Origin of the sequence: Streptomyces eurythermus (genome assembly GCF_014649115.1) — a bacterium.
Classification (GTDB): domain Bacteria; phylum Actinomycetota; class Actinomycetes; order Streptomycetales; family Streptomycetaceae; genus Streptomyces; species Streptomyces eurythermus.
The window spans coordinates 387,046-400,369 of record NZ_BMSK01000002.1 but is presented as its reverse complement, the minus strand read 5'-3'; the positions used below and the strand labels follow the sequence as shown (position 1 = coordinate 400,369).

Sequence of the window (13,324 nt, the reverse complement as noted above, 5' to 3'; positions counted from 1 at the left end):
CTCACTGGCCGGTATCGAAATCGCCGTGTCATGGCGTGTTCAGTGCGTCACCTGATCGGCACTGTTTCAGCACCTGCCCCGCCCTACGACCGACCGCCCGTCAAGTGACCGTCGAAAGGCAAGAACCCCCGGCATGGCGTACACAGCTCAAGAGCAACAAACCGCGTCCCTGACAGATCTGTCGTTCGAGGCTTTCGGTGTGATGACGGCTCGGCGCGGGGCCGAGCAGGTGCCTCTCGGTCCCCCACGGCACCGGGCCGTGCTGGGACTGCTGCTCATCCGGCTGGGCCAAGTGGTGCCCGCCGATCAGCTCATCGACGAATTATGGGGCGACAGCCTCCCCAGACGCCCGCAGGCCACCCTGCAGACGTACCTGTCCCACCTGCGGCGGGTGCTGACGGGGCGGCACGGGCCGATCGCCCCGCTGCGCTACCAGGCCCCCGGGTACGTCCTGACGGTGGAGCCGGGCACGTTCGACCTGTCCCGGTTCGAGAGCCTCGTCTCCCAGGGGCAGCGCCATGTGGCCGACGGCCGGCTCCAGGACGCCCGCGACGCGTTCGACAACGCGCTGCGGTTATGGCGGGCGGACCCCTTCCTGGACCTCGCGGCCTACACCCCGCTCGCGGAGGAGGCCGCCCGCCTGAGCCTCCTGCGGACCACCGCCGTCGCGGCCCAAGCCGACACGCTCCTCACGCTCGGCGAGGCCTGCGACGCCGTCGCGCTGCTGCGCCGCGAGGTGTCCCTCCAGCCCATCGACGAACGCCTGGTCGGCAGCCTCATGACGGGCCTGTACCGCCTGGGCCGGCAGGCCGAGGCGCTCCAGCTGTACGACCGGACGCGCGCCTACCTCTCCGAGGAGCTCGGCGTCGCCCCGGCCCGCGAGCTCCAGCGCGTCCACCTCGCCCTGCTGCGCCACGAACTCGACGACCAGACGTCCGCCCCGGCCGCCGTCGAGGTACGCGTCCGGCCCGGCACCGTGGCCGAACGGGAGGCGGAGGGGCCCGCGCCGGCAGACGGTCCGGAGGCCGTCCCCGAGGCCGGACAGCGGGGTACGGCACCGGCGGCCTGGTTCCCCTGCCGCGGCGACGCCCTTGACGCTCTGCGGTCGTCCATCACCGGCGCCCTGCGCGGCAGCGGGCACACCACCGCCGTCGTCGGCGAGGCGGGCGTCGGCAAGACCGAACTGGTGGCACGTGCCACGGATCAGACGCAGCCGCCGCAACCGCAGGCGGAGGTCATCCGCGTCAACTGCCGTAGCGACGAGGGGATGCCCGTCGGCTGGGTGTGGCAGCAGGTGCTGCGCCGGCTCGACATCCTGTTCGGGGCGTCCTTCGACGACCTGCGCAAGCAGCGCGCCGAACGGCATCCGGTGACAACGCTGTCGGAACCCCCCTCGGACCAGATGGACTTCCTCGCCCAGGACGCCCTGTGCGAAGTGATCCTCCAGTACGCCGACGGCAGGCCCCTCCTGCTCGTCCTCGAAGACGTGCACCGGGCGGACCGCCTCACGCTCGACGTGCTGGGGCTGTTCTGCAGCCGCACGCAGGGGCGGCCCGTCAGCGTGGTGATCACGGTCCGCGAACCCGGTCTCGGGGCCGGGCCCGAGACCGACGGCCCGCTCGTCGACCTCCTGGCCGACTCCCGCACCAAGGTCGTGCACCTGGACAACCTCACCGAGGACTACGTCCGGGCCGCGGTCACTGCCCAGGCGGGGCCCGGCGTCGAAGCGTCCGTCGTACGGGCGCTGTACGAGCGCAGCGCCGGCAACCCCTATCTCCTCGACCAGTTGATCGCCGACGCCGGCGGGGCGCGGCGCCTGCACGATCCCCGTGCGGCCGACGTCGTCCGCGCCGGGATCCCGACGGGCGTCCGCAGCATGCTGCGCCGGCAGTTCGCCGGGCTGCCCCCGCGCGTCCTGCACCTCCTCCAGTGCTGCGCCGTGCTCGGCGGCGAGGCGACGCTGGCCTCGCTGACCGCCATGCTGGACGACGAAGGCGCCGGCCACGACGTCCTGGAAGAGGCCCTGGCGACCGGGCTCATGCACAGCGACCGCGACGACCCACACCGGCTCGTCTTCCGCTACGGCCTCATCCGCGACGTCCTCCTGGCGGAGCTGCGCCGCCAGGAGCGGGCGGCCCTGCACGCGCGCGCCGTCGGCGTGCTCGGTGCCCGCCACGGCGACTCCCCCGAGGCGAGCGAGCAGATCGCCGAGCACGCCTGGCAGGCCGTGCTGGCCCTGCCGGCCGAGGACGTGCTGCCGCACCTCAGACGCGCCGGCGAACAGGCCGTCGTCGAGGGCGACTACCGGCGCGCGCAGACCTGGTTCGAGCACGCGCACACCTTGCTCTGCGCCCTGCCCCGGGACGGTGGCGCGACATCGAAGCAGACGCTGGACCTGCGCAGCAAGCTCCTCTACACGGCGAGCATCACCCGCGGCTACACCAACCGGCAGGTGAAGGCCGAGGCCGGGCGCATCCGGAAGCTGTACGACGCCACGGCGGGCCGGACCATCGAGCAGGGTGCCTTGCTGCTGTGGCAGTTCGTGGCCGAACTGGTCACCGGCCGGCACGCCGAGTGCACCCGGCACGCGGAGCAGCTGCGCGCTCTCACCGAGCGGTCCGACGCCCCGGAGGTCCGGTTCTACGAGCGGATCGCCCGCGGTCTGCTCCAGTTGCCCAGCGATGCCGCCGACGCGCTCACCGCCCTGACCGAGGCGGTGCGGATCGCCGAGAAGCTGACCCCCGCACAGCGGGAGCGCATGACCCGCCGCGCCCAGCAGGATCCGCGGTTCATGGCCGCGAACCATCGCGTCCTCACCCTGAGGCTGCTCGGCGCCACCGACGAGGCGCGGGCGCTGTGCGAGGAGCTGCTGGTAGCCACCGGCCTGGACGGCACGCCGGTCGACCAGGCGAGCGCGTACTACTTCCACTCCCTGACAGCGGCCCTGGGCGAGGACCCCGACGGGGCGGCGGCCTCCAGCGGCCGGGGCCTGGACATCGCCCGCGCCCACGGGCTGAGCCACTGGACCGCCATGCTCCAGGTGTGCCGGAGCTGGGCACTCCAGCAGAGCGGCGAGGCCGCCGCACTCGACAGCCTGGAATCGGCCGTCGCCGAGCTGCGCGAGCGGCGGCTGCTCATCCGGCTGCCGCTCCACCTGGGCCTGCTGGCCCACGCCCAGCACAGCAGCGGGGCGGCCGAAGACGCCAGGCGGACGCTGCGGTCGTCGACCGCGGAGGCCAGATCCCGCGGGGAGTTGGCCTATGTGAGCCGCACTCTGCCGTTCACCCGGCTGTGTCCCCTGACGTCCGCTTCGTAGCGGCCGGGTCGTCGGTTCCTTCGCCTCTCAGCCGGGCGCGGGCCTGGCCGGCCTCGGGGGGCCGAGTCCGTCGAGGGTCCGCGCCGCCTCCCGCCACAGGGGCAGGGCGGCGGGGCGGTCTCCCCGGGCCTCGTGGGTGTCTCCCATGTGATGGACCCAGCGGGTACTGCGCGCTCCTCCGGGGCAGCAGCGGCAGGACCGGGAAGGGTGTGCCCGGCGCCGGCATCAGTCGGCGCCCTCGCGCAGGGCGGCCAGGTGTTCGCTGTCGACGGCGGAGAACAGGTGGTGCACCCGGGTTACCGGGGGACTCCCCGCGCTGCTTCTCCGCGCCAGAGTCGGGCTTCAGCGGTTTCCGCAAGGAGCCGATGTGGCGGTGGATGACGTTCACGGTGCTGTTCGGCGGGTCGCCGTGCCGCAGGACGTCGACGATCTGGCTCAGGCCGACGGTCTGTCCGGCGTGCAACGGCAACGCCGGCAAGGCGCGCTGCTTCGGTGGTCCGAGGGCGACTCGGCGCTTGACCACCGCACTTCGACCGGCCCCAGGACCATGATGGTCCTGGTGTTCGTGATCTTCCTTGCCGTACGGCCCGTCAACGAGGGTGGCTGGTCCGGGACGGGTGGTCGTAGCGCCGTTCGTTGTAACTGAGCATGTCGATGAGGCCCCGGGCGGTGAGCCGCTGCCGGTTCCGGGCCAGATCGCGCGCCCGGGGAATCGGCACCCCTGCGGGGTCGGCCCAGGTGAGCCGGCCACGGTCGTCGATGCGGGCCCGGCAGCGGTTCGCGTTGTCCTGGTGCAGGCAGAACGGGATGTCGAGGTGTCCGAGGGCGAACGCGCGGACGAGCGCCTTTCCGACATCGCTGCCCAGGGTCAGCGTGTGCGTGATGATCGCCTGGGCCTCCTCGTAGATCCCGGAGTCCGGAATTCCGGCCGGTTCGGCCACCGCCTCCCGCTCGGCCGCCCTCGCGGCGCGTTCCAGGGCGTCGACGTTCTCCGTGATCGACGGGATTCTGCTGGCCTCCACCGCGGTCTTGACGATCAGCCGCTCGGTCCCGGATCTGGCGGCGAGCCTCGCACTCTCCTCGAGGAGCCCGTACGCCCCCTGCCGGGTGCGGGGATAAACGCCCATGTAGGTGTACAGGACGGCGTGCCAATCGGTGTCTCCGAGCCATTCCTTCGCCAGGCCGCGCAGGGCGTGGATCGCCTCGATGTCCTGTTGCTGATTCGTCTGCTGGGCGTAGCTGACGGAAATGTCCCGCAATCCGTGTTCGCGGAAGAACAAGCCTTCCAGAATGCTCAGGGAGATCAGCAGGCTCGGCGGGCACAACTGTCCGAGCATGCAGCCGCCGAAACTCTCCAGATGCACCGGTTCACTGATTCCCGCGAGCATCTCGCAGCATTCCGCCCAGGCGTCGACGGCTTGCGCCAGAGGGACGCGGCTATAAGGCAGGCAGTAGGAGACGGGGCCGCCTTCGGTGGCGTCGATGCCGGCCGCCACCAGTCCCTCGAACAAGGCGCCGGGCAACGCCGAGCCGTGCCTCACCTGCACCGGGAAGTCGTCGCCCGCGATTCCGGCGAGCAGCTCGCGGGTCACCGCCGCGCCGTGCGCCACCAGCGGGAACCCGTTGAGGTCCGCGCCCTTCTCCAGGGCGAGAAGGGCGGAGGCGTGATCGTTCACCCGCGTGTAGCTGTCGACGGTGATGGTGCCCACCGTGGCCGCGTCGACGGTCCTGACCGCGTCGAGTCCCGCGCGCATCTGCTCGACCGTGCCGAACCCCATGCGCGGCTGGACGACCAGTTTCCCCTCGCTCGACGCCCGCCGGACGAACCGGGTGAAGCGTCCGGGGCCGGTAGGAGGTGCCATCAGGTGCTCCGGATTTCCGTAGGGGCGACGCGTTGCGGCGCGGGCGTGCCCAGTCCGAGGCAGTCGAGGAACCGGCCGAGATCGGCGTCCGCCTCGAACACCGCGTCAAGTCCGTTCGCGACCAGTTCCGCCCGGGATCCCGCCTGCCGGGAACCGTGGACGCCGAGCTTTCCGCCGATGACGACTTTCATGGAGGCGAGCACCGAATGCCCGCGAATCTTTCTGATCAGCCGTAGGCCGTCGATATGGCCGTGCCCGTTGACCGTGCTGATGACCAAGGCGTCCGGCCGGATTCTGAGGCATTCGGACATGACCAGTTCGTCCGGAGTGCACGCGCCGAGGTTGATCACGTTCCCGCCGTTCTCCTCGAGCAGCAACTGGAGGAAAACGAGGTTCCACATGTGGGAATCCGACGACACACTGGTCACGACGAATGTCCTGCCGTTTCCACGGCAAACAGAATTCACGGGCGGTTCGTCTCGGCCGCTGCCAGGAACGCGTCGTTGTCCTCCGCGGTGCCTGTCGTCACGCGCACGCCGTCACCCGGGTAGGGCCGTACGTCGACTCCCGCCGACGCGCACGCGGCGGCGAACTCCTGGGCGCGGGCGCCGAGCGGCAGCCAGAGGAAGTTCGCCTCCGAGGGCGGCACGTCGAATCCCAGGGCGAGCAGCGCGGCGCGGACGCGGTCCCGTTCGGCGACCGTTTCCCGGACGCGGCCGAGGAGTTCCTTCTCCGCCGCCAGCGACGCGACGGCGGCGGCCTGGGCGACGTCGCTGACGCTCAACGGCATGACCATGCGGTGGACGCGGGAGATCAGGCCGGGTTCCGCGAGCAGGTAGCCGACGCGCAGGCCGGCGAGGCCGTGCGCCTTGGAGAAGGTGCGGGCGACGATCAGGTTCGGCCGCGAGGTGAGGAGGCGGGCGCCGAGGCCGGGGTCGCGCGCGTATTCGCAGTACGCCTCGTCGAGCAGGACCAGGCATGTGCGCGGCACGGCGTCGAGGAACCGCAGGAGGTCGGTCTCGCCCGACGCGGTGCCGGTGGGGTTGTTGGGGTTGCAGAGCAGCACCAGGCGGGTGTGCTCGTCGACCGCCGCGGCCAGGGCGTCGAGGTCGTGCCCGTCCTCGGCCAGCGGGACCCGTACCGTGCGGAATCCGGCGAGGTCCGCGAGCACCTCGTAGCCGTCGAAGGACGGCCACGAGTAGGCGACGGCTGCTCCCGGTGCGGCGGTCACCGTGAGCAGTGCCTGGAGGAGCGTGATCGATCCGGCGCCCACCGCGACGCGGTCCGGGGAGAGGCCGTAGTGCCGGGCGAGTGCGGCGCGCAGCGCTCCGCAGGCCGGGTCCGGGTACCGGTTGGCCTCGGCGGCGGCGCGGGTGATCGCGTCCAGCACGGGCGCGGGGGGCGGGAACGGGGTTTCGTTGCGGGCGAGTTGGTGGGCGGGGGCGGGGCCGCCGGGGCGGTCGAGGTCGATGCCGTCCCCGCCGCCGAGCAACCGGGCGAGCCCCGCGTGCTCGTGGTCCTCGGCTCGGTCCGCCGCCTGGGATCCGGATGCTCCCGGGGAGCCCGGCAGGCCGGCGGTGCGCTTCTCCAGGAACTCGGCGATGTCCGCCAGCGTCCTGAGACCGAACAGGTCCTCGTCGGCGATGGTGACGCCGAGGCGCTGGCTGAGCGCCAGGGAGAGTTCGAAGGTGGCGAGGGAGTCCAGGCCGGCGTCCTCGCGGCTCGCGTCCGGGGACACCTGGCCGGCCTCCACCTCCAACTCCTCGATCATGATCGTCTTCAGCAGTTCGTACACGGGTCCTCCGGTCCGTTTGCCGGGCCGCTACGCGTCGGCCGGCTTCCTTCGGGGCGTCTTCCAGCGGTCGGGCACCGCGTTGGTCCGGTGCTCCCAGACGACGTTGTCGTCCCACCACTCCTCGATCCGCCGCAGCTCCGCCCAGGGGTCCGGCTCGGTGAGCCGGAAGACCATCTCGGCGATGGGCCGGCCGAGTCCGGGGGAACTGCCGTAGCGGCGTCCGACGTCGCCGCAGGGCCGGTAGCTCACCGTCCCCGGCAGCGGGCACGTGTCGGGCAGCGCGCGCAGGACTCCTTTGGCCGGCGGGAACCAGACGAAGCCGAGCCGTTCGCCGGTCGGCCGGATCTCGACCTGGTCACCGCGTCCGGCCTGGCCGAGCAGGCTCGCGCCGTGGAAGTTCACGCCGAGCACGGCTTCGTGGACGTCGCTGACGAGGGCCGCGCCCGCCCGGCAGGCGATCTCGCAGACGACCACGCGGTCGTCGGCGGTGTGGAACAGTTCGAGGTGGAAGGCGCACAGGCCGGGTACGGCGGGAAGCGCGGCCACGACCTGCCGCGCGGTGCTGCGCAGCCGCTCGGACAGGGGGTGGTCGTCGGGCATCATCCCCGTCATGGTCGGGGCGTCGTAGGCGACCGAGAACCAGTCGGAGTACAGGTTGCGGGAGGGCACCGCGAGCACCACCTCGCCGTCCTTCATGAGGCCGTTGACGTGGTAGAAGTCGCCCTCGATCCAGGCTTCGGCCAGCCGGGGGGCCGCGGTGGCGCGCTCCGGGAGGGCGCGCAGGTCCTCCTCGTCCATCAGGACCACCGTGCCGTTCGAGGCGCCGGAGTCGAGTTCCTTGACGACGACCGGGAAGCCGACCTCCCACGCGAACTCGGCGAGGTCGTCGTTGGTCCGGAACCTGCGCATGGGGGCGACGTCGATGCCCGCCGCCGCCAGGGTCGACTTCATGACGTGCTTGTCCCGGTACGCCGTGGCCGAGGCGAGGCTCTGGCCGGGCAGGCCGAGTTCGGCCCGTATGCGCGCCGCGCGCAGCACCTCGCGCTCGCCGAGCGACAGGATCCGGCGTACGCCGAACCGCCGGGCGAGGGCCAGGAGTGCGTCGTCCGACAGCTCCCGGAGGTCGGGCACCACCTCCAAGTGGAGGAAGCGCCGTGCGTACGCGGAGATGTCGGCGGAGGGGATGTCCGCTCTCGTGGTCACCACGACCAGCTCCCGCGCCGCGTCGGGGAACCACTCGTGCAGGCGCGAGACGATCTCCTTGGTGTTCAGCAGCAGAAACGGCCCCTGTTCGGCCTTCATGTGCGTCCTTCGATCAGTCGTCGTTTCACGGTCTTCCAGGCCGGCCGGGGAAGCCGGCCGCGCACGCGTCAGTCGTCCGTGCCGAAGTAGCGGTCCCCGAAGTCCCCGATGCCGGGCAGCATCCACGCGTCCTCGGTCAGCCGCTCCTCGATGGCGGAGGTCACGATCCGCACCCGCGGGTACTGCTCGCAGACGGTGGTGATGCCCTCGGGGACGGTGATGAAGTTGACGAAGACGATGTTCTCCTCGGGCACGCCGAGGTCCGTCAGCACTCGCAGCGCCGCCAGCGCGGTCCCGCCGCTCGCCATGACCGGGTCGAGGAGCAGGACGTGCCGCCGGGCGATGTCGGCGGGCAGGGAGGTGTAGTAGAGGCGGGCCTCTTTGGTCGTCTCGTCCCGCTGGATGAGGATCTTCCCGATCCTGATCCCCGGGCAGACGTCCCGCAGTTCGCCCTCCATGCTCTCCCCGGCGCGCACCACGGTGACCCCGCACAGCCCGGAGGCGAAGCGCAGCCCCTGGTAGGCGGCGCCGGTCGGGGTGCGGACCTCGTGCGGCTCGAAGGGCAGCAGGTCCATGCCCGCCTCGATCAGCAGGCGGATGATCCGGCGCGAGTAGCGGACGAAGTCCTCGCGGCGGGCGTCCCGGTCGCGGATCACGGTGTGCAGGGCGCGCAGCTGGTCGGTCTGGGGCAGCAGACGGACATTGGTGCCGAGGTATGTGTCGGTCGAGGGGGCGGTAGGCGCGGTCATGGGGCAGCTCTCCTCAGGCCCTCGGAACGAATGTCACGGGAAGCGAGTCGAACCCCCACAGCAGGTTCGAGCGCAGGCGGCGAACCTGGCCGGCGAGTTCGGCGACCTCGACCCGCGCCAGGAGTTCCTCGAACATCACCGTGAGTTCGAGCTTGGCGAGCGAGGAGCCGATGCAGTAGTGGTTGCCCTGGATGAAGCCCAGGTGGCGGTTGGGTTCGCGCCCGATGTCGAAGCGGTCGGGGTCGTCGAAGACCTTCTCGTCGCGGTTGGCCGAGGGCAGCCAGGCGACGACGTGGTCCCCGGCGCTGATCAGCTCCCCGCCGAACTCGACGTCCTCGGTCGCGGTGCGCAGCGCGTGCATGACAGGCGAGGTGTAGCGCACGATCTCCTGGATCGCCGAGGGCATGAGGGCGGGCTCGTCGCGCAGCCGGCGCCACTGATCCGGGTTGTCGATGAGGGCGAGCAGCCCGCCGACGGTGGCGTGCCGGGTCGTCTCGTTGCCGCCGGAGACCAGGGCGTCGCAGTTGTAGAGGATCTCCTGGTCGGTCAGCGGGGCGCCGTCGATCTCGCCGCACACCAGGGCGCTCATGAGGTCGTCCTGCGGCTCCCGCCTGCGCTGTGCGGCGAGGTCCTGGAAGTGGAGCAGGATCTCGGTGTGGGCCCGGATCTTGCGCGCCTCCTCCGCCTCGTCGAGGGCGGTGGAGCTCCAGGCGAAGCGGGTGCGCTCGACCATGAAGTCCCAGTCGGCGGGTGCGACGCCGAGCATGTCGCAGATGACCGAGACCGGCAGTTTCTGGGCGACGCGCGTGAACTCGCACTCCCCCGCGGCCAGCGCCTCGTCGATGGCTTCGGCGGCCGTCTTGCGCATGGTGGCCTCCAGCCGGCTCACCATGCGCGGGGTGAACGCCGAGCTGACGACCTTGCGGATCTTGTCGTGCCGGGGCGGGTCGGTGATGTTGAGCATCTTGCCGGCCGCGGCGGCGAGGACCTTCGGGTCGGAGTCGAGGCGCATCCCGTTCCGGGAGCTGAACACGCGGGGGTCGGTCAGCATGTCGGTGCACAGGCCGTGGATCATCACCGCCCAGAAGTACTCCCCGTTGGCCCGCTCGTTGCGGTGGACGGGGTGTTCGGCGCGCAGCCGCGACCAGACCGGTGCGGGGTCGGAGTCCCGGTACAGGAGCGGGTCGGACAGGTCAACTCTCATCGGCTCTCCCGGTGTCGATCGTGGTGGCGGGACGGAGGACCTCGCCCAGGGCGTGCAGGACGTCGTCCGGGTGTTCTCCCAGGTAGAAGTGGCCGCCGGGGAAGGTGCGGAGCGTGAAACGGCCCCGGGTCGCGCCGGCCCAGGCGCCCGCGTCGCCGACGCCGACCGCCTCGTCCTGGCGGCCCACGAACGCGGTGACGTCGGTCCGCAGGAGCGGGCCGCCGGCGCGCGGGACGTAGGACTGGACGATGCGGTAGTCGTCGCGGACCGCCGGCAGAAAGGCCGACCGCATGTCCGGGTCGTCCAGCAGGCCCGCGTTGCCTGAGCCCAGCTCCTTCAGGAGGGCCACGAGCCGGTCGTCGTCCAGGAGGTGGGCACCTTCCTGTCCGGCGAAGGGGCGCACCCGCTGGGGGGCGCCGCACCCCGAGACCACGAGGTGGAGTACGGCGCCGTCCCGGCCGCCGGCCGTGAGGCGGCGCAGGACCTCGTAGCCGACGACGGCGCCCATGCTGTGCCCGAAGAAGACGGTGGGCCGGTCGAGGAGTCCGTGCAACTCCTCGGTGACCTGGTCGGCGAGGGTGTGCAGGTCGGGCGGGAACCCCTCCCGGATCCGGTTCTCGCGGCCCGGATACTGGACGGCCCACACCTCGGCCCCGGCGAGGTCACGGCCGCCCCAGTCCCGGAAGTAGCTGGCCGCGCCCCCGGCGTGCGGGAAGCACACGAGCCGGGCCGGGGCCGCGGGCTGCGGCGGGCCGAAGGTGCGCAGCCAGGGGCTGTCCGGGCGCGTGGCGGCGGCCTGTCGCGGTGCCACCGCCGGTCAGCTCCGTCCGGCGCGGGCCGCCGCGCCGTCGCCGGTCGCCCGGGTGACGGCTTCGGCGAGCCCGGCGATGGTCGGGGACTCGAACAGCACGCGGGCCGTCATGGCGACGTCGAACCGGGCGCGGATGCGGGCGATGAGACTCGCGGCGAGCAGGGAGTGGCCGCCCACCTGGAAGAAGTCGGCGTCGACGCTGATGCCGCGGCGGCCGAGGATGTCCTCCCAGATGTCGGCCAGGACCGCTTCCTCGGGGGTGCGCGGCGCGATGTGGACGGCTTCGCCGTCGTCGTCGGGTTCGAGGGCGAGCAGGGCGGCCCGGTCGATCTTCCCGTTGGGGGTCAGGGGGAAGGCGTCCAGGACGTGTACGGCCGTCGGGATCATGTACCAGGGCAGCCGGCCGCGCAGGTGGGCGATCAGTTCGGCGGCCGGCGGCGCGGCCCGCCCGCCCGCGGTCACGAAGCACACGAGGGCACTGTCGGGGCCGTCGCCGGTCACCAGGGCGACGCACGCCCGGACGTCCTCGTGCTCGGTGAGCACGGCCTCGATCTCGCCGAGTTCGATGCGGTAACCGCGCAGTTTCACCTGGTGGTCCCGGCGGCCGAGGAACTCCAGGCAGCCGTCGGCGTCCGCGCGCACCAGGTCCCCGGTGCGGTAGAGCCGGCTGCCGGGCACGCCGGAGAAGGGGTCGGGCAGGAACCGCTCGGCGGTGGTCTGCGGCGCGTTCAGGTAGCCGACGGCCACGCCCGCCCCGCCGATGAACAGCTCGCCCGGTTCTCCCGCCGGGACCGGCCGCAGGGCGTCGTCGAGGACGTACGTGCGGACGTTGTCGATGGGGCGGCCGATCGGGACGGAGCCGTACTCGCCGATCTCCCATTCGGCGCCCGGCTCGTGGACCGTCGTGGTGATGGTGCCCTCGGTGGGGCCGTAGACGTTGAACCAGCGGATGTCCTCGCCGACCCGTTTCTTCCAGGTCAGCAGGGCCTGACGGGTCGCCTTCTCGCCGGCCACGATCATCGTGCGCAGCGCGGACTCCGTGGCCAGCCGCAGCAGGCAGTCCTCCTCCGCGACCCAGCTGTGCCAGAAGGCCGTGGGCACGCTCAGGAAGGTCGTGCCGGTGTCGATGACCTGCTGGGTCAGGGCCCGGAACGTCTGGCGCAGGGGGTCGCTGCCGAGGACGAGGGCCGCGCCGTGCAGGAGCGGCGGGAAGATCTCCTCGGCAGCGGCGTCGAAGCTCAGCGGCCTGCACTGCAGGACGCGGTCGCCGGGGGCGAAGGCGAAGTACCGGTTCACGGCGGAGCTGTGGTTCGCCAGGGAGCGGTGCGTCACCAGGACGCCCTTGGGGCGGCCCGTGGAGCCGGAGGTGTGGATGACGTAGGCGGTGTCCGACGGCAGCGGGACGGGGCTGTCCGGCGCGGGCGCGGCGGACAGCGCGTCGATGTCCTGCCGGTGCTGGTCGAGGCAGAGGATCTCGCCGTCGTGGTCAGGGAAGAGCGGCCTCAGCGCCTCTTGGGTCAGCAGCAGGCGTGCTCCCGTGTCGGACAGGACGTACCGCAGCCGTTCGACCGGGTACTCGGGGTCGAGGGGCACGTAGGCGGCGCCGGTCTTCAGGACGCCGAGCAGGGCCGTGATCATCTGCGGCGACCGCTCGACGCACAGGCCCACGAACGCGCCGGGCCCAACGCCGCGCAGCCGCAGGTATGCGGCCAACCTGCTGGAATCGTCGTCGAGTCGGCGGTACGAGATCTCATGGTCCCGCCAGATCAGGGCCGGCGCCCCGGGGGTGCGCGCGACCTGGGCGGCGAACAGGTCGTGCAGGCAGGCGCCCGCGTCCTTCCCGGTGTCCGGGAGTCCGGCGGGCCGGATGTCCGGCCAGTGGGCGCCGATGTACTCCAGGCACTCCCGGCGGCCGGCCGCCCGGTGCGCGACGCGCCAGCCCGGTGGTACGTCGGGGCCGTCGGCCCACAGAGCGTGCCGGTTCTCGCTGTTCACCAGGACCAGAGAGGCACCGTTGTCGTCATGAATCGGGTTGACCACGGATCGCAGTCCCCTTCGGATGCTGAATGTGCGGCGTTCGCACTGGCGTTGTGGCGGGGGAAGCCCCAGGGTGGTGCCCGCACAGCATGTCGCCGCGTCCCTGCAAGGACCTCGCCGCCTCGCTTGCCCCGCCCGCGGCGCCGGCCGGTCAGTGCACGGCAAGCCGTCGGCAAGGCCCCAGCTCCAGGCTGGGCCGCGTAGGGACCACCGCGGCCGGCCTCCGCGAGCGGTCCCCCTGCGGATCA

9 protein-coding genes are annotated in these 13,324 nt (G+C 72.0%); 1 reads left to right on the top strand and 8 read right to left on the bottom strand.

What is annotated here, in order from left to right; all coding sequences use genetic code 11:
• Positions 1 to 202 precede the first annotated feature (202 nt).
• Positions 203 to 3,316 carry an ATP-binding protein gene (locus IE251_RS04480; protein ID WP_200692112.1) on the top strand — a complete coding sequence of 1,038 codons (3,114 nt, stop codon included), beginning with the start codon at positions 203 to 205 and terminating at the stop codon, positions 3,314 to 3,316.
• 590 nt (positions 3,317 to 3,906) lie between these two features.
• Here IE251_RS04480 and IE251_RS04475 read toward each other — a convergent pair.
• The 8 genes from IE251_RS04475 to IE251_RS04440 all read right to left on the bottom strand — a co-directional run bounded on the left by IE251_RS04475 (position 3,907) and on the right by IE251_RS04440 (position 13,079).
• Positions 3,907 to 5,178 (bottom strand): methylaspartate mutase, encoded by a 1,272-nt coding sequence (locus IE251_RS04475; RefSeq protein WP_189751577.1) that lies wholly within the window; start codon positions 5,176 to 5,178, stop codon positions 3,907 to 3,909.
• Positions 5,178 to 5,606 carry a cobalamin B12-binding domain-containing protein gene (locus IE251_RS04470; protein ID WP_229896582.1) on the bottom strand — a complete coding sequence of 143 codons (429 nt, stop codon included), beginning with the start codon at positions 5,604 to 5,606 and terminating at the stop codon, positions 5,178 to 5,180. Before IE251_RS04470 ends, IE251_RS04475 begins: the two co-directional genes overlap by 1 nt.
• A gap of 35 nt (positions 5,607 to 5,641) precedes the next feature.
• Positions 5,642 to 6,973, bottom strand: a complete 1,332-nt coding sequence (locus IE251_RS04465) for a histidinol-phosphate transaminase (protein WP_189751576.1) — start codon at positions 6,971 to 6,973, stop codon at positions 5,642 to 5,644.
• A 27-nt stretch (positions 6,974 to 7,000) separates the two neighbouring features.
• Positions 7,001 to 8,275, bottom strand: a complete 1,275-nt coding sequence (locus IE251_RS04460) for an ATP-grasp domain-containing protein (protein WP_189751575.1) — start codon at positions 8,273 to 8,275, stop codon at positions 7,001 to 7,003.
• 68 nt (positions 8,276 to 8,343) lie between these two features.
• Positions 8,344 to 9,024 (bottom strand): uracil phosphoribosyltransferase, encoded by a 681-nt coding sequence (upp, locus tag IE251_RS04455; RefSeq protein ID WP_189751574.1) that lies wholly within the window; start codon positions 9,022 to 9,024, stop codon positions 8,344 to 8,346.
• A gap of 13 nt (positions 9,025 to 9,037) precedes the next feature.
• Positions 9,038 to 10,228 carry a cytochrome P450 gene (locus IE251_RS04450; RefSeq protein ID WP_189751573.1) on the bottom strand — a complete coding sequence of 397 codons (1,191 nt, stop codon included), beginning with the start codon at positions 10,226 to 10,228 and terminating at the stop codon, positions 9,038 to 9,040.
• Positions 10,218 to 11,039: a thioesterase II family protein gene (locus IE251_RS04445; RefSeq protein ID WP_200692113.1), complete on the bottom strand. Its 822-nt coding sequence runs from the start codon at positions 11,037 to 11,039 to the stop codon at positions 10,218 to 10,220. The genes IE251_RS04450 and IE251_RS04445 overlap by 11 nt, the downstream gene beginning before the upstream one ends.
• 6 nt (positions 11,040 to 11,045) lie before the next feature.
• On the bottom strand, positions 11,046 to 13,079 hold the full coding sequence (locus IE251_RS04440) for an amino acid adenylation domain-containing protein (RefSeq protein ID WP_189751572.1): 2,034 nt from the start codon (positions 13,077 to 13,079) through the stop codon (positions 11,046 to 11,048).
• Between the last annotated feature and the right edge of the window lie 245 nt (positions 13,080 to 13,324).